Here is a 25,993-nt window from a genome sequence, read left to right on the forward strand (position 1 = left end):
CGTCAGCTGGCCCGCCCGCTCTACGCCGCGCCGACCGCCTTGTTCGCAACTAGCGCTGCGATCTCGGCATCGCTCAGACCCGCTTCGCGCAACACCTCGCGCGAGTGCTCGCCAAGGCGCGGCGCCATGCGATGGATGCCGGCGGGGCTTTCCGAGAATTTCGTTGCGGGTCGCGCCTGGCGAATCCGCCCCTCGGAGGGATGATCGATATCCGCGAACAGTCCGACAGCGGCGAGATGCGGCTGGTCGCCGATCTCGGTGAGCCGGGCAAAGGCGGTGTGCGGCACGTCCAGCCGCAGCAGCAATTCCTCCCACTCCGCCGTGGTGCGGGTCGGTCCGATCTCGCTCATGCGGTCGTAGATCTTGTCGATGTTTTGCGAGCGCAGCACGGGATCGCGCACGCCGAGCTCGTCGCTCAATTCGGGACGGCCGACCGCCTCGAAGAAGGCGCACCAATTGTCGCCCGAATAAGGCAGCATCGTCAGCCAGCCGTCTTTGGTTTTCACCGGACGCCGGTTCTTCATGCGCTTGTAGCCGGTCCGGCCGATCGGCGGATCGAACGCATGTCCGCCCAGCATCTCGATGCTGTTGAAGCCCGCGATCGTCTCCAGCATCGGCACCTCGACCATCTGGCCTTGTCCGGAGCGTTCGCGCCGGAACAGCGCGGCGGACACCGCGCCGACCATCGCCATGGCGCAGATCTTGTCGCCGATCAGGCTCGGAACGAACTGCGGCTCCTCGTCAGATCCGATCGATGATGCGAGGCCGGAAGCCGCCTGGATGATCTCGTCGAAGGCGGGCCGCGCCGCCCACGGGCCGTCCTGGCCAAAGCCGGTCGCGGCGGCATAGATCAGCCGCGGGTTGAGCTTGGCGCAGTCGCCGTAACCGAAGCCGAGCCGCGCCATCGCGGCGGGGCGCACATTGGTAACGAGGGCATCGACCGTCGGGATCAGCTTCGCCAGCGCCGCCTTGCCGTCGGGATGCTTCAGGTCGAGCGCGAGGCTGCGCTTGTTGCGGTTGACCGCCATGAACTGGCCGCTCATGCCCCGGTTCCGGAACACGCCGGTGTAGCGCCACGTGTCCCCCGAGGGCGGCTCGATCTTGATGACATCCGCGCCCCAATCGCCGAGCATCTGCGCGGCATAGGGACCGAACAGCACGCTGGTCAGATCGAGAACGCGGATGCCGCTGAGGGGGCCGGTTGGTGCCATCGTCTCTTCACAGTGGTTGGAGGAAGCGATCACGGGCGGGCAACCTGCCCGCCCGTCCCGATACGTCGGACCTACTCGCCGAGGACGTCGCCGAACAGCTCCCAGGATTTTCCGTTGAAGCGCGCCATCTGCAACTGTCGGATCGGGGTCACCTGCTCGGCCGAGGTGTTGAGCTTGATGCCAGGCAGCAGCATCGGCAGCTCGACGTCCTTGAAGGACTGCGCCTGTTTCATCAAATTGGCGCGCGTGAGATCATTGCCGGCACGTTGCAGCACCATCTCCATCATCTGCGCCATGGTGTAGCCGGTAACGTTGAAGATGTCGGCGGGATCAGCGCCGGCATTATAGGTCTTCATCCATTCGCGCCAGGCTTTCATGCCCGCGTCGTTCTCCCAGCGCGAATCGCCGGGATCCTTCAGGAAGGCACCGGTGACGATGCCGACGGAGTTCTCGAGCCCGGCCGGCGCCAGCACGGAGCCGACGGAATTCGAGACGGCGGGAACGATGATCTGCGGCTTCCAGCCGAGCTCGGCGACCTTCTTGATCGCCTGCGCCGCGAATTTCGGCGTGCACTCGTTGAAGAGAACGTCGGCACCGGCGGCCTTGAACTTGACGATCTGTGAGTCGACCGTCGCGTCCGTCGTCTCGTACACCGCTTCCGACACGATCTGGCTGACGTGCTCGCCAAGCCCTTCCTTGAAGCCCGCGAGATAGTCGCGGCCGGGATCCTCGTTCGGCGTGATCACCGCGATCCTGGCGTCGGGCTTGTTCGCCAGAATCCACTTGGCGTAGATCCGCCCTTCGGTCCTGTAAGTCGGCTGCGAACCGGTGGTCCAGGGAAAATGCTGCGGATCGTTCCAGCGGCTGGCGCCGCTCGACGGGAACAGCTGCGGGACCTTCTTGACGTTGAGATATTTTTGCGCCGCGATGTTCGGGCCGGTGCCCAGCATCGAGAACATCGCCAGGACCTCGTCGCTCTCGACGAGACGGCGCGTCTGCTCGACCGTCTTCGCCGGCGAGTAGGCGTCGTCCATGCTGAGAAGATCGATCTTGCGGCCGTTGATGCCGCCCTTGTCATTGAGCATCTTGAAATAGGCGATCTCGGCGCGGCCGATCGCGGAATAGGCCGAGGCCGGTCCCGAATAGGGCATGGTCTGGCCGAGCTTGATGCCCGTATCGGTCGCACCGGTATCGTAATTTCCAGCCGTCGCGGCCGAGGCAGCGCCCAGGACGGCAAGCAGAGCGACGGCTCCACCGATGAACTTGAATTGGTGGCCGGGCATGCGCGGCATCTCCTTCCCTGGCAGAGTGCATCGACGCGCGGGCTCGCAAGGCCGCCGTCAACGTCCTCCACTTCTGTTCTTGGTTATCATCGACCGCATCGCTCGCGATGTCGGCGGCGGTGACGATACCTTGATTATCAGACGTGAGATGTAGCGCAGAATACAGATGCGTATGCGCAGGCCGCAGCCGTTCACAACCACGTCACCTGAGGCGTCAGACCTCGAGCCATTCCTGCCGTATTGCGGCATTGGCCTTGAGCTCGTCCGGCGTGCCTTCGAACACCACGCGGCCGTGCCCCATGATATAGATGCGCTTGGAGATGCGCATCGCGATCGACAGTTTTTGCTCGACGAGGAGAATGGCGACGCCGGCTTGCGCGATCCGCGCGATGAGATCGCCGACCTGCTGCACGATCAGCGGCGCGAGACCTTCAGTGGGCTCGTCGATCATGATCAGATCCGGGTCGCCCATCAGCGTCCGGCACGTCGTCAGCATCTGCTTCTCGCCGCCGGACAGCACGCCCGCGGCCGTATCGGCGCGCGCGGCCAGATTGGGGAACATGTCGAGCATGTCCTGCAGCCGCCATTTGCCCGGACGGCGCGTATCCTTGATGCCGAGGAGCAGATTCTGGCGAACCGTCAGGCTCGGGAAGATGTCGCGATGTTCCGGCACATAGCCGAGACCGAGCCGCGCGATCTTGTAGCTGGGCAGGCCCGCGATGTCCTTGCCCTTGAAGCGGATCGTACCTTGCGGCGCGACCTCGCCCATGATCGCCTTGACCGTGGTGGAGCGGCCGACGCCGTTGCGGCCGAGCAGGCTCACGACCTCGCCGGCGCCGACATCGAGATCGACGCCCTGGAGAATGTGGCTCTTGCCGTAATAGGCGTGAAGGTCCCTGACCTCGAGCATCAGTGCGCCTCCTCGCCGAGATAGGCTTCCTTGACCTTGGGATCGCGCCGGATCTCCTCGGGCGTGCCCGAGGCGATGATGTGGCCGTAGACCAGCACCGAAATGCGGTCGGCAAGGCCGAACACGACGCTCATGTCGTGCTCGACGATCACCAGCGTCTTGCCCTCGGTCAGCCGACGGATCAGCGCCACGGCGCGCTCGGTCTCTGCGTTGCTCATGCCGGCGGTGGGCTCATCGAGCATGACGACTGTGGCGCCGCTCGCGATGGTGATGCCGATCTCGAGCTCGCGCTGCTCGGCATAGGTCAAGAGACCCGCCGGCACGTCACGCCGGTGCATCAGATGGATGTCGTCGAGGATCCGGGCCGTGCGTTCGCGCACCTCGGGCAGGCTGTCGACGTTCTTCCAGAACGCGTAGCGATGCCCCGTCGCCCACAGCACGGCACAGCGCACGTTCTCCCAGACCGTCATGCGCGCGAACACATTGGTGACCTGGAACGAGCGCGACAGGCCGCGGCGGTTGATCTCGAATGGCCGCAAGCCCGAGATCAGATCGCCGTTCAGCTTCACCTCGCCCGAGGTCGGGGCGATGTGACCGCTGATCAGGTTGAAGGTGGTGGATTTGCCGGCGCCGTTCGGGCCGATGATGGCGTGACGCTCACCTTTGGCGACGCTGAGATTGAGGTCGCGGATAATGCCGACATTGCCAAAACGCTTCTCGACGGCCCGGACTTCGATGGCTGCGCTCTTTCCAGATACCGCTCCGCTCATGCGAGATATCCCCGATCCCGCGCCACCGTGGCGGCGCGGTCCCACGCCTCCGCGATCCGCCGCCAAGTCAGCCGCGCCATGACAAAGCCTCCGACAACGAGGACCGCTGCCGTGAGCCAGGTCGCCGGCGACGTCGCGTTGAAGGCAATGCCGAACAAATTGATGGGATCGCCGCCGGAGAAACGTGCGACGGTCTCGATGGTCAGGATCACACCGCAGGCGAGCGCGATGGTCGGCACGATCGCCACGAGATAGGACGGGATCACCGTCCAAAGCGTGCCGGCGCGGATCAGCGGCCGATGCATCATCAGCAGGCCGGCGATGCCGCCCGGCGCATACATCACGATGCCGATGAAGATGATGCCGAAATAGAGCTGCCAGGCCGTGGTGAGATTGGTCAGCCCGAGCTGAAGATAAGTCACCAGGATCGCGCCGAGGGCCGGGCCGAAGAAAAAGGCGGTGCCGCCGATGAAGCTCGAGAACAGCACGAGGCCGGACTGGATCGCGCCGAGATAGGCGGAATTCGCGATCTCGAAATTGATCGCGGCGAGCCCTCCGGCGATGCCGGCGAAGAAGCCGGCAAAGCAGAAGGCGATGTAACGGACAACGTGCGGATCGTAGCCGATGAACTGGACGCGCTCCGGATTGTCGCGGACCGCGTTGCAGATCCGCCCGAGCGGCGTGCGGGTCAGCGCGTACATCGCGATCGCCGACAGCACCAGCCAGAAGGCGATGAGATAGTAGACCTGCAACTGCGGCCCGAACGACCAGCCGAGCATTTTCGGCAGCGAGGTGCGGTCCGTGGTGATGCCGGACTCGCCGCCGAACACCGAGCGCAGGATCAGCGACGAGGACGCCACCAGTTCGCCGATGCCGAGCGAAATCATCGCAAACACCGTGCCGGCGCGCTTGGTCATGACCCAGCCGATGATCACCGCAAACACGAGGCCGCCTAGCCCGCCGAACAACGGAATGAACGGCAGCGGGATCGGCCAGCCATGCGACACCACCGCATTCATCATGTGGCAGGCGGCGAAGCCGCCGAGGCCGTAATGCACGGCGTGACCGAACGACAACAGGCCGGTCTGGCCGAGCAGGATGTTGTAGGACAGTGCAAAGACGATCGCGATGCCGATCAGGCTGAAGGATGTCAGCGAGCCGCCCGACGAGAAGATCATCGGCAGGACGATCAGCAGGACGATGCCGAGCAGCCAGACGCCGTAGAAGCGCAGGCTTCCGCCGGTAGCATCTGCCGTTCTCTTGGAGGCCGAAGTCGTAGCCGTACTCATGACTCGCGCGTCCCCATCAGGCCCATGGGGCGAACGATCAGAATGAGCACCAGCAGCATATAGGGAACGATCGGCGCGACCTGGGCGATGGTGACGTTCCAGATGTCGGTGAGAACGGACGGTCCCGCCGACGGATCGAGCGGCCCGAACGCGCTCGCCAGCGAGCCATCGAGCGCCACCGCGAACGTCTGCACCAATCCGATGACGAGCGACGCGATGAAGGCCCCCGGCAAGGAGCCGAGCCCGCCGAACACGATCACCACGAACAGGATGGGCCCGAGCGATGCCGCCATATCGGATTGCGTCACCAGGGCGGGGCCGGCAATGACGCCGGCAAGCCCGGCCAGCGCACTGCCGACACCGAACACGACCATGAACACGCGTCCGACATTGTGACCGAGGTGGCCGACCATATGAGGATGGGTGAGTGCAGCCTGGACGATGAGGCCGACGCGGGTGCGTTTCAGCACGAGCAGCAGGGCCACGAAGATCACGACCGAGATCGCCAGCATGAAGATCTTGTAGGCGGGATAGTTGGTCGAGAAGACGGTGAAGGCCGGGAAGTCCAGCAGAGCGGGCACGCGGTAGTCGAGCGGGCTCTTGCCCCAGATCATCGAGACGATCTCTTCGATGGCAAAAGCAAGACCAAACGTCAGCAGCAACTCGGCAACGTGGCCGTGCTTGTGGGTGTTGCGCAGGCCGTAGCGTTCCACGGCCATGCCGATGGCGCCCACCAGCAGTGGCGCCAACACCAGCGCCGGCCAGAAGCCGATCCACCTCGTGAGCTGGAAGCCGAAGAAGGCGCCGAGCATGTAGAAGCTTGCATGGGCGAAGTTGAGCACGCCCATCATGCTGAAGATGACGGTGAGCCCGCTCGACAGCAGGAAGAGCAGCATGCCGAACAGCACACCGTTCAGGGTGGAAATGACAATGAGTTCCAGCACAGCGCACTCATATATATCCGGGGCCTGATGGTCCCGGTGAACATCGCCCAACCGATCAAACGCATCCCCGCCGTCCTCCCGCGACCGGTAGCGGCCGCGGAAAGGCGACGTAGTCCCTGATTACGGCCGCGCCATCTTGCAGGTCGTGGAGACCATGGCCTGCGGCGTGTCGATCTTGGAAACCAGATGCCAGCCCCAACCGGTGCCCTCCTCGTCGAATGGCTCGCTCTCGGTCAACTTGCCGAAGGAGGAGATGTAGATCGGCTGCAAGAACTGATGATCGTCCTTGCGCATGATGCCCTGGCCGCCGTCCAGAACCTCGAACTTCAGGTCCTCGAGCGCCGCCGCCACCTTCACGGGATCGATCGAGTTGGCCTTCTCGGCCGCCGCCTTGAACATCCGCATCTCGTTGACCGCGCGCGGATACCACAGCGACAGGTTGACCTTGGCGCGGAAGGCCTTTTCGTAGTCCATCGCAGCCTTGTTGCCGGAGTTGGCGAAGCCTTCGGTGATCTGGAAAACCTGCCCATCGAGGCCGGTCTGCTTGATCGCGGTCGGGCCACCGGCGCCGCCGGCATAATAAGTGTACCAGTTGACCTTCAGGCCGGCATCGGCTGCGGCCTTGAGCAGCAGCGCGAAATCCTGACCCCAATTGCCGGTGACAACGCTGTCGGCGCCGGACGCCTTGATCTTGGCGATGTAGGGCGAGAAGTCCGTGACCTTGAGCAGCGGATGCAGCTCGTCACCGACGATCTGGATGTCGGGCCGCTTGGCTCCGAGCATCTTGCGCGCATCGGTACGGACGGACTGGCCGAACGAATAGTCCTGGTTGATCAGGTACACCTTCTTGATGGAGGCCGTGTCCTTCATGTAGTTGGTCAGCGCTTCCATCTTGATGTCGGAGCTCGCATCCCAGCGGAAATGCCAATAGCTGCACTTCTCGTTGGTCAGGCTCGGATCGACGGCGGCGTAGTTGAAGTACAGGACTTCCTTGCCGGGATTGCGCGTATTGTTCTTGGTGACGAAGTCCGACAGCGCCGCGCCGACAGACGAGCCGTTGCCCTGGGTGATGTAGTGAACCCCGGCATCAATCGCCTTCTGGGCCTGCACCAAGCTCTCTTGCGGATTGGTCTTGTTGTCGAGCGGGAGGATCTCGATCTTGTGGCCGAGGATGCCGCCCTTGGCGTTGAGCTCGTCGGCCAGGTACTGGAACGTCTTCAAACCACCCTCGCCGACGCTGGCGCCGCCGCCGGAGAGCGGATCGATGTAGCCGATCTTCAGGGTGTCCTCGGCCGACGCTGCATGACCAAGCATCGGGACGATCATTGCAATGGCCAAAGTGAGCTTGCGCATTGTTTGTTTCCTCGCTGAATTTCGACTTTAGTCGATAGATGCATGCGCATATTGCTGCGCAATTTCAAACTCCTACTGAGCAGAATGGGCTTTGATTGACAAGCTCGGCAAGGCATGGCTCCGGCTGCCGCTACCGCAAAATGTAAAAGGCCGGTGACCCATCGCGCTCGCAGAAATTTCCGCGGCGAGAAATAGGCATCGTGCGGCAATGCCGGTGGGGGCGGCTACAGGTTACAACAGTCCGCCATCGCGGGCAGATCGCGCGTGGACCGGGCTCGCAGCTCCGCAAACGAGACCAGCTGCAGGCGTTCCTCATCCCACAAAACCAGCGGCACAGACCGCAGACTCTGAAGCAGGGTCATTCGTCCGACGCCAGCGAGCTGCGGGTGATCCCGCAACACATCCGGCAGTCGATAGCAGGGAATTCTGCTGCTGAGATGATGAATGTGGTGGATGCCGATATTGGCCGTGAACCATCGCAAGACAGCCGGCAAATGATAGTGGGAGCTGCCATGCAGTGCAGCTTCGTGAAAACTCCAGTCATCGCCATGGGACCAGTACGTGTCCTCGAACTGGTGCTGAACGTAGAACAGCCAGACACCAATCGACGCCGCCAGAATTATAATCGGCAGATGCACGAGCAGGAACGGCCCATAGCCCACCAGCCGGATCATCGCGGCGACGAGAACCACGATGGCGCCGTTCGTGCCCATCGTGCTCAGCCAGGGCTTCCAGCCGCCGCGCATCATTCCGACCGGCAATCGGTGCTTCAGGATGAACAGATACGTGGGACCGACGCCGAACATCACCATGGGATGCCGGTAGAGGCGATAGAGCATCCGGCGCCATCGCGATTGCGCGAGGAACTCGCGCACGGTCAACGTATCGATGTCGCCAAGACCCCTGTGATCGAGATTGCCGGAACTCGCATGATGGTGCGCATGATTATGCCGCCAATAATCGTAAGGCGTCAGGGTCACGACACCGATGGCCCGGCCGACCCAGTCGTTCACGACCCGGCTGCGGAAGAACGAGCCATGCCCGCAATCGTGCTGAATCATGAAGAGGCGGACGAGCAAGCCGGCTGCGGGCACCTCCAGCAGCAAGCCAAGCCAATAGCCATTGTCAAAAGCATTCCAGGTCAGAGCCCAGATGGCCAGCAACGGCACTGCCGTCACTGCCAGTTCGAGGACGCCGCGGGTGCTGTCGGGCTCGCGATAACGGGCGAGCAACTGCGCCAATGCGCGGATTTCCGGCATCCTTTGAGCCATATCTAGATCTGCTTTCTGAACAAGCCGGGCCAGGACGGCACGCTTCCCGCGCACCAACGCCTTCGGCAGTGGCTCTGAGGTCGCGCTTCCACAAACTCTCTTGTTAATTCGAGCGCGGACGTCTTTGCTGGGCAGTATTGCACAATCCAATATCCAACATCCACCTCCGAATTTCCCGGGATTGTACGGGCCACCGCGATTTCAGCCAGATGCGGGCACCCATCCTGTCGCCGGGCCGCAGTCTGCAGATCGGCCGCCGATTGGAGTGGCCCGCCGATTTCGCGCGTTAGCGTTAAATTTACCCTGGCCTTGAACGGACCGGCGCGATCACCGAAAAAGAAACCATAATTTCAAGCCGTCGCCCGGCTTTCTCTCAATGCGTGGACGTGACTGACATGGACGTTGCCGAGCGAACGCAGGCAGAACCCGCCTCCCTGCCTCATGACGGCACGGATGCGTCTCTGGTTCCGGCCGCCCCCGCCGACCGGGACGCGCGGATGACGCTCAACCTGTTCTTCGAGGAGCGCGACGATCGCTGGTTTCCCGGCGACCGGCATGTTCGGCCGCTGCTGCGGCGGATGCTGCTCGGCAAGTCCTGGATCAGCGGCCAGCGGCGCGTGTTCCTCAATCTCTGTGCCGGGCTCGACCGGGTCGGGATTCGCTATCGCGTCAACGATTACGGCTACATCCGCAAGCATCCGGAGGAATTGGCCTGCATCATCGGGCGTCCCTTCGTGCTCGACTGGTTCGCGTGGCAAAACCCGCTCTTGCTCGGGGTCGTCATGTACAACCATCCCGTGGATGCACCGGAGCATCTGAAAGACTTGCACAAGAAGACGATTTTGGTGCCCTGCGACTGGTATGCGGAGATGTGCCGGCCGTGCTGGCCGCATGTCGAGGTCTGGCCGGTCGGCATCGAAACCGACCTGTGGACTGAGACCGCAGCCGAGCAGAAGAGCGTCGATGTGCTGCTCTATGACAAGGTCCGCTGGGAGCACGAGCGCTACGCGGGCGAGCTGATCGAACCGATCCTTAAGCATGTCGAAGCCAGCGGCCGCTCGGTCGAGGTGATCCGCTATGGTCATTACATGGAAGACGACTACAAGGCGGCGCTGGCGCGCTGCCGCAGCATGGTTTTCCTGTGCGAGCATGAGAGCCAGGGCATCGCCTGCCAGCAGGCGCTGTCGAGCGGGGTGCCCGTGTTCGCGTGGAATCGCGGCGGCCCGTGGCAGGATCCGGAGTATTTTCCGGACAAGGTGAGATACGAAGGCGGCGTATCCTCGGTGCCCTATTTCGACGCACGTTGCGGCCGCACGTTCATCGACGCGAATGGCTTCGTCTCCGGCTGGAGCGACTTCTGGTCGCAGGCCATCGCGGGCGACTTCGCACCTCGCGATTATGTGATGGAGAATCTCACGCTCGAAAAGGGCGCGCTTCACTATTACGGGATCGCTGAAGCGGTGCAGCGTCAGGCGCGCTGACGAAGCCGTTCGCGAAAGTTAACCCAACAACAGGAAACCGCCGCATCGCGAGGCGCCGGTTGGTACATTGGCGCGTTGGTTCCGAAGGGGCGGCCGCCACATGATGAAGCTCGACAGACGCGAATTTCTCCTCGGCAGCGCCGCAACGATCGCAGCGGGCGCATCGGCGTCGGCCCTTCCGGTGTCGAAACTCGCGCAGCGCCGTCCGGGCTATGGCGCAGCCGCCACGCTCTGGGACCTGCAGGCAGATCCGCGGCTCGGCGAGGCCATCAGCACCTATTGTACGCAGGTGGTGCCGGTGCTTGAACTGAAATGGCCGATGCTGCGGCCGGACCCGCACACGTTCGCCTTCGAGCGCGCCGATGCCATCTATGATTTCGCCCAGAAGAACGACCTGACCATGCGCGGCCACACGCTCGCCTGGTATCACGACATTCCGGACTGGACCAAGCAGATCAAGGATTCGAAAGGCGTCGAGCGCGCCTATGTCGATCACGTCTCGACAGTCGTGTCCTATTACAAGGACAAGCTGACCGCGTGGGACGTCGTCAACGAGCCCATCCCCGACAATCCCAAAGCCGTCACCGACCGGCGCGACACGTTCTGGACGCAACATCTCGGCGACCGCTGGATTCCGCTCGCCTTCCGCACCGCGGCCGCAGCCGATCCCTACGTCAAGCTCGCGATCAACGAATACGATATCGAGTCGGCGAAGGATTCGTTCATCGCCAAGCGCGCCGCCTACCGCAATCTGATCATGAATCTGCTCGACCAGGGCGTGCCGCTGCACGCCGTCGGGCTGCAATCGCATCTGCATGCCGAGCTCGATATCGACACCCACGGGCTCGCCGAGTTCGTCACCGAGCTGCGCTCATGGGGGCTGGAGGTCTACGTCACCGAGCTCGACGTCGACGATCAGAAGCTCACGGGAAGCGCTTCGGAGCGCGATGTCATCGTCGCCAAGCGTGTCGACGATCTCTTGACGGCAATTGCGACCAGCGGGCCGGCGCGCTCGATCCTGACCTGGGGCATCTCCGACCGCTACAGCTGGATCAACGCCACCTTCGCCCGCAAGGACAAGCAGCCGAGCCGCCCGCTGCCGCTCGACGCCGAGTTCAAGCCGAAGCCGTTCATGGACGTGATCAGCAAGTTCACGAAGGACGCGTGAAGTCGAGCCACACTCATGCGAGCGACGGGAGGCTTGGAAACTTCGTTTCGCAAGTACAATGAAACGAATCGTCAGCCGTCCAGCGGCAGTCCCTGCGCGATGCCGCGAAAGCGCAGCGGCGCCAGCGACGATGCCCGCTGCCACCAGTCGGCGACGCGATCGTCGAGCGCCGTGACCCCGCGGCCCTGGCCGGGGAAGATCTGGATCTGCTGCACCGCCTCGGCCTGGAATCCCTTGCCCCTGCGCGTGATCTTGAGGGCGGCACCTTCGCGGTCCCGCTGCGTCAGCGGCACCAGCAGACGGCCGCGCGGGCGGAGTGACTGAAGCCAGAGCGGATGCGGATGCGAGAAGCCGGCGTGCACGATGATCACGTCAGCCGGCTCGCTGACATCCAGGCAGCCGTCGCCGTTGACAACCTCGACATTCCGATAGGCGCGAAGACAGGCCGCGGCACGTACCGCGAGCCGCTCGTCGCACTCGATTGCATGCACTCTGCCCTTGGGGCCAACGATCTCTGAGAGGATCGCCGAGAAATAGCCGAGCCCGCAACCGATCTGGACCACGCGGTCCCTCTCCCCGACGCCCAGCAAATCGATGAAGTGAGCCCACAGGCTCGGCAGTCCGGTGTCGAGCTTGCGGCGTGCGTCGATCGCAACCAGCACATTGTCGTAGAGGTGGACCGGGTCCGCGTCAGGCGTCAGACGGTAGTTGCGTCCCGCTTCGCCCTTGATACGCCAGGGTCCCTTCGCGAGAAAATTTTCGCGCGGCACCGTCGCCATGGCTGCAAGCAGGCGCGGCGAGGAGAGGCGTTCCCGCCTCGCAATCAGCCGGACGTAGCGCGCACGCGCGGCGGGCAGATCGCTCATTTCATGGGATCGCCCTGACGAGCCGGCGTGTCGCCACCGATCTCGTGCACGAGCTGCATGGCCAGCTTCAGGTCCGGTGTCAAAAATCCCTCGTTGAACTTGCCGACGATCGGCACGAGCAAAAGGCTGGCGTGTTCGCGTTTTCCGGCGTCGTGCGACAGCCGTGCGAGGCTGACGGCGGTTCTGAGCTCCCAGGACAACGCGCCCTGCTTGCGCGCGATCTCCAGCGAAAGTTCGAACAAATCCTCTGCTTCCTGCGCCGAAGTCGCGTTGCCGTCCGACAGGGTGATCTCGCCTTGCAGGCGATAGACTTCGGCCAGATAGGAGTGATCGCCGGTCCGTCTTGCAGTCGCGAGCGCACCGTCCAGCGCGCGCAAGGCGGCGTCGCGCATGCCGACCTTGGCATAGGCCTCCGCGAGCAGGCAGCGGAACCAGCAGCCAGCGAGCCAGGAATCCATCGCCTCGTATTCGTCGAGGCCGAATCGCATCTGGCTGATGCCCTCGTCGGCCTCGCCGAGCTGCGCCAGCGCCCAGCCGCGCAGGATCGTGGCCTGCTGCTTCCAGTGCAGGAAATTGTGCTCGGTGGCGATGATCATAGCGCGATTGGCGTGGTCGCGCGTGCCCTCGATATCCCGCAGATGCTGGCAGAGATAGGCGCCGAACACCAATGCAAAGGCGAGCGAGAAAGGATGGCGGATCTTCTCCGCAAGCAGGATCGCCTGCTCGCTGTGCTGCCGCGCCGCGTCGGGCTGGCCGAGGAACCACAGGAGATAGCCGAGATAGGACAGCGAGACGACGCCGGGATCGGTGCCGTGCCGCTCCATCAGGTCGGAGTGCAAATCGGGGCTGTAGAGATCGATGCAGCGGTGCAGATGATGCTGCGCGGCGGCGAAGCGCCCGCGATAGAGCATGGTCATCGCGATCGAGCGGTGCGCCTCGATCAGATAGCCGGTCTGTTGCGCCGGCTGCGCCTGCTCGTTGAGCCGCTCGCGCTTGGCGAATTTCAACAGCTCGACGCTGAGATCATGCGCCCGGGTGAGATCGGCGCGGATGAAATGGCAGACCCAGAGCCCGCGGGTGGCGGCAAAGGCGTTTTCGTCGTCATCGAGCTGATGGCCGAGCTCGAGGGCGCGAATGTAGTTCTCCTCGACCTCCTGCACAGCGTAGCCCTTGGCGGCGATCAGCGCGTTGCCGAGCGCGATCCGCAGCTCGAGCTCCATCTCGTCGGCGCCCTGCATGCGGGCATTGGCCTGCACGACGCTCAAGCCCCGGCGCAGATGGCCGATCGCCTCGAGATTGGCGCCGCTCTTGGCCGCCTGCTTGCCGGCCTTGAGCCAGAAGCTCGCCGCGCCCTCGCTCTGGCCGGACTCGGTGAGATGGCGGGCGAGCAGCTCCGGCTCGCGCTCGGTCTTCTCCGGATACATCTCGGCGAGCACCTGAGCGATGCTGGCATGCAGCTTGCGCCGCTCGCTGTGCAGCAGGCTGGCATGCGCCGCGTTCTGGATCATCACGTGCTTGAAGGAGTAGAGCGCGTCCGGCGGATGGCCGCGCCGCATGATCAGGCCCGCCTCCTCCAGATGCGTCAGCGCCGCCTCGATCTGCTCCGCCGGCGTGTTGGCGACCGCATGCAGGGTCTCGTAGGAGAACTCGCGGCCGATGGTGGCGCCGATCTGCGCGATCCGCTTGAACGGTCCCATCCGATCGAGACGCGCCATCAGCGAGTCCGTCAGCGTCGCCGGGATCGCGAGTTGCCGCCACGAGCCCGACAGCACGTAGCGGCCATGCCGCTCGGTCAGGAGGTCGGACTCGAGAACCGTCTTGGTCAGCTCCTCCAGGAACAGCGGCACGCCGTCGGTCTTGACGATGATCTCCTCGATGACCTCCTTGGGCAGCTCGCGCCCGGCGACACGCTCGACCAGCGTCGCGCGCAACGGCCGACTGAGCCGGTTCAGCACGAGGGTGGTAATGTGCGAATGCGCGTTCCAGCTCGGCTGGAATTCGGAGCGCGCGGTGATGATGGTGAGGATCGGCCGGTTCTGCACCCGATCGACCAGGAGGTCGACCACCTCGCGGGAGGTCGGATCGATCCAGTGCAGATCCTCAAAGGCCATCACCAGCGGCATCTCGCGCGCGAGGCCGAGGAAGTGATTGACCAGGGCCGCGACGGTGGCGTCCTTCTGCTGCTGCGGCGACAAGTCGAGCGGCGGATAGCGCTCGCCGGTCGGGATCGACAGCAGCGCGGCAAACAGCGGCGAGACCTGCTCGATATCGCCTTGCCCGGCGGCAATCGCATTCTCCAGGCTCGCCAGCGACAACGCGGATACATCCTCGCGATCGAGGCCGAGGGAAAACTTGAGCTGCTCGACGAACGGATAGAAGGCGGTGGAGGTATAATAGGGCGAGCACTGGAACGAGACCTGTCCGTGGCGGTCGCCTGCGATCCGGTTAAAAATCTCCTGGATGATGCGCGACTTGCCGATGCCGGGCTCGCCGAACTTGACGACGACCTGGCCATCGCCTTCCTTGACCTGCTTCCAGCGCCCCATCAGCAGCGCGATTTCCTCCTCGCGGTTGACGAGCGGGGTCAGGCGCGTGCCCATGGCGGCAGCAAAGCGGGTCTCGACCCGTGTGGCACGCATGACATGCCAGGCCTGGGTCTTCTCCGAGATGCCCTTCAGCGCGTGGGTGCCGAGATCGCGGTAATCGAACTTCCCCTTCAGCAACGACTGCGTCGAGGAGGAGATCACCACGCCGTTGGGCGGCGCCAGCGCCTGCAGGCGTGCGGCCAGATTGACGGTTTCGCCGACCGCGGAATCGCGCTCTTCGGTGCCCTGGCCGACGAGATCGCCGACCACGACGAGGCCGGTCGCGATCCCGATGCGGACGGCCGGCGCGTGGCTGAGCGCGCCGCGCGGCTCGATCGCGCGCGCCGTCGACAGCACCCGCACGATCTCGAGCCCGGCGCGCACCGAGCGTTCGGCGTCGTCTTCATGCGCGGTCGGATAGCCGAAATAAACCAGAATGCCGTCGCCGACGAAGCGGGCGGCAAAGCCCTCATAATGCTTGACCACGCGCACGCAGGTCTCGCGAAAGCTCGCGATCATGTCGCGCACGTCTTCCGGATCGAACTGGGCGGAGAGCGCGGTGGAATCCACCATGTCGCAGAACATGGTGGTGAGCTGACGCCGCTCGGCGCCGACCTCGGTCCGGGTCGGCGGGTGTGCCGGCGCGACCAGCGCCTCCGCCGTCTCGGCCTGGAACAGCGACGCGGTCGCCCGCTTCAACCGCTTGCGATCGCCGAGCGGCAATCCGAGTTCGGCAAGATCAGCCTCGGTCAGGTCTCCCATGACGTCGAGATCGAGGCGATGTTGCGCGAACAGATCGGTGTAGTGGCCGAGACCGACGCCTTCGAGCCAGCGCTTCAACCCGACTTCCGTCCCCGGCTCTTTCTCCAGCATGGTGATCCCGCCCGACACTCCCCCCGCCGAAACGCTTAAGGTCCCTCAACCACAGATTTTGGGGCCAAAACTTCACCTCGGACTGGACGCGCTCCCTAACTCTTGGGAAGAATAGCCCAATCAGATCAAAAAGGAATGGTGTTGTCGGAGATTGCATTCGGGGCTGGAATGAGGTCGGCAGGGCCGGGCGCCGAAACCAAGACATTTGCCCATATCGGCGACCTTCTCGCCTTCCACGCACAAGCGACGCCGGCAGCACCCGCCCTGCTCTCCCCTGGCCGGCCGCCGCTGAATTATGGCCCGCTCGCCGCGAGGACTGCGCATCTGGTCCAAACGTTGCGCGGGCTCGGCATTGCGCCTGACGACCGGATTGCCGTTGCGCTGCCGCGCGGGGCCGACAGCGCGCTGGCTCTCATCGCGGTCGCAACAGGCTGTGCCTGCGTCCCGGTCAATCCGGACCTGACGGCGGATGAACTGCAGCGTTACTTCAGCGAATTGAAGCTGACGGCGCTGGTCACCCGGGCCGATATGAACTCACCCAGTCGTGACGTCGCCAGGGCGCTTGATATCGCGGTGATCGACTTCGTTCCGGGATCCGAGACGGATCTCGGCGGCTGTTCGTTCATCGGACCGACGATTGGTCCCGCCTGTACGAACGGCGCTGGTTGCGCCGAGGACGATGCATTCATCCTGTTGACGTCAGGCACGGCGGCGCGGCCTAAAATGGTACCGCTGACGCATCGCAATGTGTGTCTCTCCGCACAGAATGCCGGCCGCGTGCTGTCGCTCACATCGCACGATCGCCTGCTGAATGTCCTGCCGCTGTTTCACGCCCATGGCCTGATCTCCGGTCTGCTCACCGCACTGGCCGCGGGCTCCAGCGTGATCGCGACCGGCGGTTTCGACGCACCGTCCTTCTTTGGCTGGATGCGCGATCTGCAACCGACCTGGTATACGGCGGTGCCGACCATTCATCGCGCCCTGCTGACGGCCGCGGAAGCCAACCCGCAGCGCGCCCGCGCGTCATCGCTGCGCGTGATCCGCTCGGCCTCGTCCTCGCTTGCGCCCGCAATCCTCAACGGGCTGGAGACGATGTTCGGCGTGCCCGTGCTGGAAACCTACGGCATGACCGAAGCGGCCTCGCAGATTGCCGCCAACCCGTTCGAGCTGCGCAAGATCGGATCGGTCGGCCGCGCCGCAGGTCCCGAGATTGCCATCATGGACGAGACTGGCCGCGCGCTTGCAAGCGGCGAGCGTGGCGAGATCATGCTGCGCGGAGCGAATATGAGCCGCGGCTATTATAATGACGAGGCGGCGACGCAGGCCGCATTTCGCGACGGCTGGTTCCGGACCGGCGATCTCGGCTATCTCGATGCGGACGGTTATCTCTTCATTGTCGGCCGCATCAAGGACGTCATCAACCGCGGCGGCCAGAAGGTCTCGCCGCTTGAGGTGGAGGAGGTGCTGCTGGCCCATCCGGCGGTGCTGGAAGCCGGTGTCTTTGCCGTTCCCCACCCAAAACTCGGCGAAAACGTCGCCGCCGTCGTGGTGCTGCGGGAAAATTCCGAGGCGACCTCCGACCAGCTGCGCCAGTTCGCGCGCAAACGCCTCGCCGCCTACAAAGTGCCAAGCCTGATCCGCAGCGTGGCCGCGCTGCCGAAAGGTGCCAGCGGCAAGGTCAAGCGCAACGCGCTGGCCGGCCTGATTTCGGCGGCTCATGATGACGACGAGATGCAGCTGCCGCGCAACGCGCTGGAGACCCAGCTCGCGGAGATCTGGGCCAATCTTCTGGAGCTTCCGAGAGTCGGCGTGGATCAGGACGTCTTTGCGCTCGGCGCGGACTCGCTCGCGGTCACGCAGATGCGCTCGCGCCTGCGCGAGCGCTTCAACGTCGACTTCTCGTTCGAAGACATTTTTGATTGCGCTACAGTCGGCGCTCTTGCCGCCCGGCTCGAGACCACGACGCATCGCGATGCGACGCTGCCGGCTTGGCGCCCGGCGGCCTCCGAAGGAGACGCGCCGCTGTCGTTCCAGCAGCAGCGGATGTATGTGCTCTCGCGGCTCGATCCGACACGCTACAATTATAACGTGGTCGAGGTCGCGCTACTCGAGGGGCAGGTCGACATCGCCGCACTACAGGCGAGCCTCGGGACGATCTGCGCGCGCCACGAGGCGCTGCGCTCGGTCTTCGTCGAGCGCGAGGGCGAGCCCGTGCAGCGCGTGCTCGAAGCAGCGCCCCGGCTCGAGCGGATCAAGCTAAGACCCTGCCCTTCGCACCGCCGGGCTGCGGTCGTCAGGCGCGAGGCGCTCAAGCTGGCGCAATATCCGTTTGATCTCGGTCGCGAGCCGCCGCTGAAGGTCACGCTGCTTTCGTTCGACAAGTCCAGCCATGCCCTGGTGGCCAATGTCCATCACCTCGTCACCGATGGCTGGTCACAGCGGCTGTTCTGGGAGGCGCTCGCCGCCGGATACTCCGCCGCGCGCAAGGGGGCACGACGATGCTGCCCTCGCCCGGCTTCCAATATCGCGACTTTGCGCGCTGGCAGCAGAGCTGGGCGCAGACACCGGTGGCGAAGGAGCAGCTCGATTATTGGCGAACGCAGCTCGACGGCGTCACCACGCTGCCGTTGCGGACCGACCGGCCGAGGCCTGGAGTCTGGAGCGGCCACGGCGCCCGTCATTATCTCGAATTCTCAAAAGCCCTTTCGGCCGACATTCGCGCGCTGAGCCAGGACCAGGGCGTGACGCCGTTCATGGCGCTCCTCGCGGTATTCCAGTGCCTGCTGTTCCGTCATACCGGACACGAGGATGTCGCGACGGGCTCGCTGATCGCGAACCGCAACCAGATCGAGAGCGAACGGCTGATCGGGCTGTTTGCCAACACGTTGATCCTGCGCAACGATTTCGGCGGCGACCCGACCTTCGGCGAGATGCTGCGGCGGGTGCGCCAGGTCACGCTCGATGCCTATCGCAACCAGGACCTTCCGATCGAGGAAGTCCTCCGCGCGTTGCAGATCGCGCGAAGGAGCGACGGCAATCCGCTGTTCCGGATCATGTTCATTCTCCAGAACGCATCGATCGAGGCGGCGCGCTTCCCCGGCCTGTCGACGCGGCGGCTGGAGATCGACCCGAAAGTCGCGCGGTTCGACATCACGCTGGAGCTGGTCGAGGCCGAGGGCCGCTTCACCGGCTTCTTCGAATACGCCACCGATCTGTTCGACGCTGGTACGATCGAGGGCATGGCGGATCAGTTCAAGACCCTGCTCAGGGCAGTCATCGCCAATCCCGAGCAGCGCATCTCGCGTCTGCCGCTGCTCACCGACGCCGAACGCCGGCTGCTGCCGGCGAAAGGCCGGACTGCCAATTTCACGGCGCGCGGCAATTTCTGGGGATGCTTCGAGCGGCAGGCAAAGAAGACGCCGAACGCGGTGGCGATATCCGACGGAGTTCTGTCCCTGAGCTATCGCGAACTGGCGCGCCGCAGCGAGGCGATCGCGCGCTGGCTTGCCTGCGAGGGCGTCGGCGCCGAGACCGTAGTGGCGCTGCTTGCCGATCGCGGGCCCGACCTGCTCGCTGCGATGATCGCGGTGCAACGCGCGGGCGCGGCCTTCCTGAACCTCGATCCCGAGCAGCCAGCGGCGAGGCTCGCAACCATCCTCGGATCGAGCGGCGCAAGCGTGCTGCTGACGGGGCGCGCGCAGTCCGCGATGGTCGACGCGCTGCTCGAGCCATTGGTCGCGCGCATCCAGGTCGCCGAGCTTGACGACGCCATCACGCTGGAATCGGCCAAGCCGACCCGCGCGGTGCGGCGCGCAGGCGAGCCTTGCCTATCTCATCTATACGTCCGGCTCTTCCGGTGCGCCGAAGGGCGTCATGATCGAGCAGCGCGGGCTCTCGAACCATCTGGCGTCGCTCATCGCCGAACTCGGCCTCACGAGCAAGGACGTGATCGCGCAAACCGCACCGCAGAGCTTTGTAATCTCGGTCTGGCAGTTCCTCGCCGCTCCCATGGTCGGCGCGCGTCCATGTCTGCGGCAATTCGGTCGTGCAGGATCCGATGCTGCTGGCACGGGAGATCGAACGCGAGGGCGTCACGGTGCTCGAGATCGTCCCCTCGCTGCTCCGCGTGATCCTCGAACGGATGGACGAGGCGCCGATGCTGCGCGCCTTTGCCAAGCTGCGGCTCCTGATCTCGACCGGCGAGCCGCTGCCGATCGAGCTCTGCCGCGCCTGGTTCGCCCGCTGCCCGAAGGTGCCGCTGATCAACGCCTATGGCGCCTCGGAATGTTCTGATGACGTCTCCCTGCACCGGCTGACCGGAGCGCCGGACACGGCGACGACCAATGTCCCGGTCGGCGCGCCGCTACCCAACACCCAGCTCTACGTGCTCGATCCTGGTCTGGAGCCGCAACCGATCGGCGTGGTCGGCGAGCTCTGCATCGGCGGCCCCGGCGTCGGCCGCGGCTATATCAACGATCCCGCCCAGAGCGGGCAGCGCTTCATCTCCGATCCGTTCGCGCGCCGGCAAGGCAGCCGGCTGTACCGCACCGGCGACCTCGCCCGCCGCCGCGCCGATGGGACGATCGAATGCCTCGGCCGCGCCGACCTTCAGGTCAAGGTCCGCGGCTATCGCATCGAGCTCAAGGAGATCGAGGCTGCGCTTGGCGACCACGCAAGCGTCCGCGCCGGCATCGTCGAGCCGCGCCGCGACGCCAATGGCGATGTCAGGCTGATCGCCCATATCATAGCCACATCGGGCAGCCGGATCAGCGCCAGCGAGCTGCGCGATTTCCTCAAGAGCCGGCTGCCTGTTCATGCGATCCCGTCAGCCTTCCTGTTCCTGGATCAGGTTCCGCTCAATGCCCATGGCAAGCTGGATCGCTCCGCCCTGCCGGCGCCCGCGCAACCGGAGACCGCCGGGACGGAAGCCGCCGTGCCGGCCCGCCGCTTCACCGAAAAAGTGCTGTCCGATATCTGGATCGATCTGTTGAAGATCGAGAGCCTCGGCGTCACCGACAATTTCTTCGACCTCGGCGGCCATTCGCTGCTCGCGGGCCAGGTGATGGCGCGCGTGGCCGAGCGCTCGGGGTCTCGCTGCCGATCAAGACCATCTTCGAGGCGCCGACGATCGAGGAGCTCGCCGGGCGGGTCGACGAGGCCGTAGCCACGAAGCCGCAAAAGGCCGCGGCCGGCGCGTCGCGCCTCGCCGACAGCGGACCGCCCGCGCTGTCGATCGCGCAGGACCAGATGATGCAGATCGAGCAGAATCTGCCCGATCTGCCGCTGTTCAACCTGCCGTTCGCTTTCCACCTCGAAGGCCCAATTGATCCGCGCAGGCTGGCGCAGGCGCTCGACGACATCGCGCGCCGCCACGAATCGCTCCGCACGGCGTTCGGCTGGAACGGCAAGGAGCCGGTCAGCCGCATCATCGCGCCCGCCGCGCTCGGTCCGGTCCTGACCGTCGAGACCATCGGCGACGGACGGCCTCACAACAACAGGCGCCGCAAGGCGCTCGAGCTCAGGAAAATTGAGCTCCTGATCGCGCAGGAGACCTATACCCCGGTCGACGCCGCCCGGGCGCCGCTGCTGCGGGCGCGGCTGCTGCGGCTGCACGCCGAGGATCACATCCTGCTGCTGACGCTGCATCATGCCATCGCCGATGGCTGGTCGATCGGCGTGCTGTTCGAGGAATTGTCCAACCGCTACGCCGCGCTGGCAGGCCATCCGTCGGCGCCCTTGCCGAAGATGCCGCTCGCGTTCTCCGACGTCGCACGCTGGCAGCGCTGGTGGTGCGGCACCGAAGCGGCCCGCCGCCAGGCCGCCGACTGGACCGAGACTTTGCGCGGTTCAGCCGCCCTATTCGACGGCGAAGCGCGCCCGGGCGCGTCGACCGACCATCATCCGCTCAGCCTGGAGCGCGACCTGGTCGCCCTGCTCACGGCCTATGCGCGACGGCACAACGCCACGCTGTTCATGTGCCTGCTCACTGGCCTCAAGGCCCTGCTGCTGGCGCAGACCGGACGCACGGACATCACGGTCGCCACCGCCATGGCCAATCGCGCTCAGCCCGACACCGAGAAGATCGTGGGTCCGTTCGAGAACACGGTGATCGTCCGCAGCCAGATCACGCCGGATCTGTCGTTCACGCAGGCCTTGGGCCGCGTGCGCCAAAGCGTGCTCGAGGCGCATGCCCGGCAGGAGCTGCCGTTCAACATTCTGGCCGATCATCTGGAGCAGGAGGGCATCGATCCGGCTTCGCTGCTCCAAGTCTATTTCACGCTGCAAAATCCGCTGCGCCAGCCGCTTGAGCTGCCCGATGTCGCGGTGCGATCAATCGGAAACGTCGCGCGCGAGGGCCAGCCGGTGCTGCCGGTCGACCAGACCTGGCTCTCGCTGATGCTCAAGGAGCGCCCCACCGGGATCACAGGTTCCTGCAATTACAAGGGCGAGCTGCTCGACGGCGCTATGATCGGCGCGTGGATGGAGGATCTCGTCGCGCTGCTCAGCGCCGCTGTCACGCAGCCGAATGCCCCGCTCGACCGGCTGCTCGCCCGTCGGGCGGCATGACCGGCTGTTAGCGCGCGCCGAACGCGGGTTCACTCGCCAGAGCTGTGAATGATCAAGTTGCATCTTGATTCTTTGGCGGTTGCCGCGCAAGATTATTCCTGCGTTTTTGATTTGGACGATTATTTTCAACCGGGGGAGTGTCATTATGGGTTTCATCAAATTTACCAAGGGTACCTCGCTGAGCGACAAGGACCGCAAGGCGCTGCAAAAGCTTCTCTCCGACGAGAAGAAGAAGCTCCAGTCCGCTCTCAAGGACGTCGACACCAGCCTTTCGATGCTGGGCGGCAAAAAGGCCAAGAAGAAAAAGTAAGACTTGTCGGCCGGGACGCCGCAGGAATCTTCAATTCATTTCCGAATTTAGGCCGCTCGCCTGTCGAGTTGGGGTCTCGCACAAGCTTGCGCCTGTAAACCGGCCAACGGCCGACAAGAATTTGCCCGGGCGGACCGCTACAAGCGGCCTGCTCGGTTGCTTCCTGCTCGGTTGATTCTCGGTCAGGGCGGATTTGGCCTCCGCCTGACGCTATGGGCCCAATTGATGCCAGACGACGAGATTGAACTGTTTGTCGGACTGATCGAAAGCATCGACACGCCGGGCACGGTCGAAGCGTGCCGGCGGCTGCTCTCCGTCGACGAACGGATACGCGCCGACCGTTTCATGTTCGAGCGGCATCAGCGGCAATATATCTTCGCACACGCGATGTTGCGCCTGGCGCTCTCGCACGCGGCCCCCGAAATCGAACCGACCGACTGGTCGTTTTCGACCGGCCGCTACGGGAGGCCCTTTGTTGCGGCGCCCGCGAGTTCGACGGCACTGCATTTCAGCCTGTCCCACGCCGACGGCTGCGTGGCTTGCGTCGTGTCGAAGCACGAGACCGTCGGCGTCGACGTCGAGACCGTGTCGCGGCGCGTCGCGCCACTCTCCACCGCGCTTCGCTTCTTTGCGCCGGAAGAGATCGAGGCGCTGCGCGAACTGCCGGAGCCGGCCGCGACCGAGCGCTTCTTCGACTATTGGACGCTGAAGGAAGCCTATCTGAAAGCCAGGGGTTTTGGGCTCAATTTGCCGCTCGACGCATTCGCGATGCAGGTGTCGCGGGAGGCGATCGAGATCAGCTTCAAGCCCGATATCTCCGACGATCCGTTGGGGTGGCGATTCTCGCTGTGCTCGCCTTCGCCCTCACATCGCCTGGCGATCGCCGACGGCTCCCGCGCGACCGGCGGCCTCCGCATCAGCTGCAACGCCTGGCCCCTGCAGGAAGCGGCGGAATGAGTCCGGCGCGGCTGCGCGTCTTTCCCGCGATCTCGCGCAACCGCGATCCGCAAAAATATGTCGGCGAGCTGATGCGGGTCGCCGAGTTCGCCGACCGCAACGGCTTCGAAGGCATTCTGCTGTTCGAGGGCAACGACGTCTTCGTCGAGCCCTGGGCGATGGCCCAGCACATCCTGGCGACGACAACGCGAAGCTCGCCGCTGATCGCCGTCAATCCGGTCTACATGCACCCGTTCACGGCGGCGAAGTTCGTGTCGTCCTTTGCGCAGCTCTACGGCCGCAAGGTCTATCTCAACATGATCACGGGGACCGCAATCAGCGACTTGGAGGGACTGGGCGACAAGCAGTCCCACGCCGACCGCTACGTCCGGCTCGGTGAGTTCGTCGCGATCGTACGCCAATTGCTTTCGAGCCCGCGGCCGGTCAGCTTCAAGGGGCGGCTCTACACTGCAGCCAATCTCCAGCTCCGGCCGCGCCTGCCCACCGAGCTGATGCCCGAGTTCCTGATTGCGGGCCAGTCGGAGGCGGCGCAGCGCATCGCCGGGGAGAGCGGCTGCATCAAGATGCAGATGTTGCCGCCCGATCTCGATCGCGGTCTCAAGGCCCCCGGCATGAACTTCGGGATATTCGCGCGCGAAAGCCGAGACGAGGCACGGGCCGCTGCGCAGAGACGCTTCCGCGACAGTTCGGACGATCGCGAGCTTCTGGCGCTGACAATGGAGAATACCGACTCGGTCTGGAAACGTAATCTCTATGGAGGCCAGACCAGCGAGCTCCACGACAATGGCTACTGGCTCTTGCCGTTCCTGACCTTCCAGGCCGACTGCCCCTATCTCGTCGGCAGCTACGCCGAGATCGGCGCAAAGCTGAAGAGTTTGCCGCGAAGGGCCTGACCACGGTCATGCTCGACATGGTCGCGGACGAGGACGAGATGCGGCACGTTTGCAAGGCGCTGCGGACGAGCGGGTTGTTTTAGCCACCGATGACGCGGACCCCCGTCGTCCGGTCGCTCGCAATGACGGAGAATGACGGCTGATCACCGCGCCTCTTCAGATCCTGCCAGCACCGAGGTCAGGTTCGCACCCAGAATATCCGAGAGATAGCCACCCTCCTGCACGAAGACTGTCGGCAGGCCCATCTTCGCGATGGCCTGGCCGATGCGGCGGAAGCCGGGCGTGGTGACGGCGAGACCCTTCAGCGGATCGTGCTCGGAGGCGTCGAGGCCGAGCGCGATCACGAGCGCGCCGGGCGCGAAGGATTCGATCGCCTTGCGCGCGACATCCATCGCCTGGACATAGCCGTCATCGCCGGTGCCGATCGCCAGGGGAATGTTGAGGTTGGTGCCGAGGCCTGGACCTTCGCCGCGCTCATGCGCATAGCCCACACATAGGGATAATACGCGATCGGATCGGCGTGGATCGAAACCGTGTAGACGTCCGGCCGCGCGTAGAAGATGCCTTGCGTGCCGTTGCCGTGGTGGACGTCGACGTCGAGGATGACGACGCGCTCATGCTTGAGCCGCAGATGGGCCGCGGCAATCGCGCTGTTGTTGAGGAAGCAGAAGCCGCCGGCCATGTCGCGATAGGCGTGATGACCGGGCGGTCTGCACAGCGCATAGGTCGCGTCCTCGCCGTCCATCACCATCTGCGCCGCCGTGACCGCAACATCGGTCGCCGCGCAGGCCGCGGCCCAGGTGCCGGGGCCGATCGGCGCGGCGGTGTCGGCGGTGTGCCAGCCGAGCTTGCCGACGATATGCGCAGGATAGGTTGCGGCATGGCGCACGGGGTGGATGTTGCCGATCATCTCCGGACCGGAATCGCCGAGTGCTTTCCAGGCGTCCCAGGCTTCACTCAGGAACGAAAGATATTCGGGGCTGTGAATGCGCGCGCGCGGCCCTGGCCGAATGTCGTCGGCTCGACCAGTTGATGCTTCCCATCCTTCAAGCCCTTGAGCAGGCGGTCGGCCCGCTCGGGCTGCTCGGTGGTGCGCTTGACGACACCGCGAACCAGGAAGAATTGCGGATCGTGGCTGCGGTGCAGTTCGGTATGGACGGCTTTCACGCGATACTCCGTGGTCGCTTTTTGACGGTGCCACAGATGTCTGATCTCCGCGGCGGTCAGATGCAAGCAAGAAGAGTGCCGGTCTCTCTGCGCCG

14 protein-coding genes and 3 pseudogenes are annotated in these 25,993 nt (G+C 64.6%); 6 read left to right on the forward strand and 11 right to left on the reverse strand.

Annotated features, from left to right (window positions below):
* Positions 1-20: 20 nt before the first annotated feature.
* The 8 genes from ACTGJ9_RS37165 to ACTGJ9_RS37200 form a co-directional block, all read right to left on the reverse strand.
* A complete protein-coding gene (locus ACTGJ9_RS37165; RefSeq protein WP_456675068.1) occupies positions 21-1,211 on the reverse strand; it encodes a CaiB/BaiF CoA transferase family protein in 1,191 nt (396 codons plus the stop codon).
* A gap of 71 nt (positions 1,212-1,282) precedes the next feature.
* Positions 1,283-2,494, reverse strand: coding sequence for an ABC transporter substrate-binding protein (locus tag ACTGJ9_RS37170; RefSeq protein ID WP_456675069.1), 1,212 nt, complete (start codon positions 2,492-2,494; stop codon positions 1,283-1,285).
* Positions 2,495-2,708: 214 nt separating this feature from the next.
* On the reverse strand, positions 2,709-3,404 hold the full coding sequence (locus tag ACTGJ9_RS37175) for an ABC transporter ATP-binding protein (RefSeq protein WP_456675070.1): 696 nt from the start codon (positions 3,402-3,404) through the stop codon (positions 2,709-2,711).
* Positions 3,404-4,174, reverse strand: coding sequence for an ABC transporter ATP-binding protein (locus ACTGJ9_RS37180; protein ID WP_456675071.1), 771 nt, complete (start codon positions 4,172-4,174; stop codon positions 3,404-3,406). Before ACTGJ9_RS37180 ends, ACTGJ9_RS37175 begins: the two co-directional genes overlap by 1 nt.
* Positions 4,171-5,463: a branched-chain amino acid ABC transporter permease gene (locus ACTGJ9_RS37185; RefSeq protein ID WP_456675072.1), complete on the reverse strand. Its 1,293-nt coding sequence runs from the start codon at positions 5,461-5,463 to the stop codon at positions 4,171-4,173. The genes ACTGJ9_RS37180 and ACTGJ9_RS37185 overlap by 4 nt, the downstream gene beginning before the upstream one ends.
* A complete protein-coding gene (locus ACTGJ9_RS37190; protein WP_456675073.1) occupies positions 5,460-6,407 on the reverse strand; it encodes a branched-chain amino acid ABC transporter permease in 948 nt (315 codons plus the stop codon). Before ACTGJ9_RS37190 ends, ACTGJ9_RS37185 begins: the two co-directional genes overlap by 4 nt.
* A 120-nt stretch (positions 6,408-6,527) precedes the next feature.
* On the reverse strand, positions 6,528-7,760 hold the full coding sequence (locus ACTGJ9_RS37195) for a branched-chain amino acid ABC transporter substrate-binding protein (protein ID WP_456675074.1): 1,233 nt from the start codon (positions 7,758-7,760) through the stop codon (positions 6,528-6,530).
* Between the two features lie 224 nt (positions 7,761-7,984).
* Positions 7,985-9,031, reverse strand: a complete 1,047-nt coding sequence (locus ACTGJ9_RS37200) for a fatty acid desaturase (RefSeq protein WP_456678747.1) — start codon at positions 9,029-9,031, stop codon at positions 7,985-7,987.
* A 395-nt stretch (positions 9,032-9,426) separates the two neighbouring features.
* On the opposite strand from ACTGJ9_RS37200, the gene ACTGJ9_RS37205 reads away from it, so the two are divergent.
* Positions 9,427-10,512 carry a glycosyltransferase gene (locus ACTGJ9_RS37205; RefSeq protein ID WP_456678748.1) on the forward strand — a complete coding sequence of 362 codons (1,086 nt, stop codon included), beginning with the start codon at positions 9,427-9,429 and terminating at the stop codon, positions 10,510-10,512.
* 100 nt (positions 10,513-10,612) lie between these two features.
* A complete protein-coding gene (locus tag ACTGJ9_RS37210; protein WP_456675075.1) occupies positions 10,613-11,680 on the forward strand; it encodes an endo-1,4-beta-xylanase in 1,068 nt (355 codons plus the stop codon).
* Between the two features lie 71 nt (positions 11,681-11,751).
* Here ACTGJ9_RS37210 and ACTGJ9_RS37215 read toward each other — a convergent pair whose 3' ends face one another.
* Positions 11,752-12,546 carry a protein-L-isoaspartate O-methyltransferase family protein gene (locus ACTGJ9_RS37215; protein ID WP_456675076.1) on the reverse strand — a complete coding sequence of 265 codons (795 nt, stop codon included), beginning with the start codon at positions 12,544-12,546 and terminating at the stop codon, positions 11,752-11,754.
* Positions 12,543-16,004, reverse strand: coding sequence for an ATP-binding protein (locus tag ACTGJ9_RS37220; RefSeq protein WP_456675077.1), 3,462 nt, complete (start codon positions 16,002-16,004; stop codon positions 12,543-12,545). The genes ACTGJ9_RS37215 and ACTGJ9_RS37220 overlap by 4 nt, the downstream gene beginning before the upstream one ends.
* Positions 16,005-16,139: 135 nt before the next feature.
* On the opposite strand from ACTGJ9_RS37220, the pseudogene ACTGJ9_RS37225 reads away from it, so the two are divergent.
* From ACTGJ9_RS37225 to ACTGJ9_RS37240, 4 genes and pseudogenes are all read left to right on the forward strand, one after another.
* Positions 16,140-22,571, forward strand: a pseudogene (locus ACTGJ9_RS37225) (amino acid adenylation domain-containing protein).
* Between the two features lie 145 nt (positions 22,572-22,716).
* Entirely contained in the window at positions 22,717-22,881 is a 165-nt protein-coding gene (locus ACTGJ9_RS37230; protein WP_187435087.1) for a hypothetical protein, read from the forward strand.
* A 225-nt stretch (positions 22,882-23,106) separates the two neighbouring features.
* Positions 23,107-23,838: a 4'-phosphopantetheinyl transferase family protein gene (locus tag ACTGJ9_RS37235; protein ID WP_456675078.1), complete on the forward strand. Its 732-nt coding sequence runs from the start codon at positions 23,107-23,109 to the stop codon at positions 23,836-23,838.
* Positions 23,835-24,814 (forward strand): annotated as a pseudogene (locus ACTGJ9_RS37240) (LLM class flavin-dependent oxidoreductase). Before ACTGJ9_RS37235 ends, ACTGJ9_RS37240 begins: the two are co-directional and overlap by 4 nt.
* A gap of 60 nt (positions 24,815-24,874) precedes the next feature.
* Here ACTGJ9_RS37240 and ACTGJ9_RS37245 read toward each other — a convergent pair.
* Positions 24,875-25,898: pseudogene (locus tag ACTGJ9_RS37245) on the reverse strand (histone deacetylase family protein).
* Positions 25,899-25,993 lie beyond the last annotated feature (95 nt).

Origin of the sequence: Bradyrhizobium sp. RDM12, from assembly GCF_051917485.1 — a bacterium.
Taxonomy (GTDB): domain Bacteria; phylum Pseudomonadota; class Alphaproteobacteria; order Rhizobiales; family Xanthobacteraceae; genus Bradyrhizobium.

Bases quoted from the DNA above. Each gene is read 5' to 3' on its own strand.
- ACTGJ9_RS37175 (WP_456675070.1), bottom strand. From the start codon at position 3,404: ATGCTCGAGGTCAGGGACCTTCACGCCTATTACGGCAAGAGCCACATT.
- ACTGJ9_RS37215 (WP_456675076.1), bottom strand. From the start codon at position 12,546: ATGAGCGATCTGCCCGCCGCGCGTGCGCGCTACGTCCGGCTGATTGCG.
- ACTGJ9_RS37170 (WP_456675069.1), bottom strand. From the start codon at position 2,494: ATGCCCGGCCACCAATTCAAGTTCATCGGTGGAGCCGTCGCTCTGCTT.
- ACTGJ9_RS37230 (WP_187435087.1), top strand. From the start codon at position 22,717: ATGGGTTTCATCAAATTTACCAAGGGTACCTCGCTGAGCGACAAGGAC.
- ACTGJ9_RS37200 (WP_456678747.1), bottom strand. From the start codon at position 9,031: ATGGCTCAAAGGATGCCGGAAATCCGCGCATTGGCGCAGTTGCTCGCC.
- ACTGJ9_RS37220 (WP_456675077.1), bottom strand. From the start codon at position 16,004: ATGCTGGAGAAAGAGCCGGGGACGGAAGTCGGGTTGAAGCGCTGGCTC.
- ACTGJ9_RS37195 (WP_456675074.1), bottom strand. From the start codon at position 7,760: ATGCGCAAGCTCACTTTGGCCATTGCAATGATCGTCCCGATGCTTGGT.
- ACTGJ9_RS37235 (WP_456675078.1), top strand. From the start codon at position 23,107: ATGCCAGACGACGAGATTGAACTGTTTGTCGGACTGATCGAAAGCATC.
- ACTGJ9_RS37205 (WP_456678748.1), top strand. From the start codon at position 9,427: ATGGACGTTGCCGAGCGAACGCAGGCAGAACCCGCCTCCCTGCCTCAT.
- ACTGJ9_RS37165 (WP_456675068.1), bottom strand. From the start codon at position 1,211: ATGGCACCAACCGGCCCCCTCAGCGGCATCCGCGTTCTCGATCTGACC.
- ACTGJ9_RS37185 (WP_456675072.1), bottom strand. From the start codon at position 5,463: ATGAGTACGGCTACGACTTCGGCCTCCAAGAGAACGGCAGATGCTACC.
- ACTGJ9_RS37180 (WP_456675071.1), bottom strand. From the start codon at position 4,174: ATGAGCGGAGCGGTATCTGGAAAGAGCGCAGCCATCGAAGTCCGGGCC.
- ACTGJ9_RS37210 (WP_456675075.1), top strand. From the start codon at position 10,613: ATGATGAAGCTCGACAGACGCGAATTTCTCCTCGGCAGCGCCGCAACG.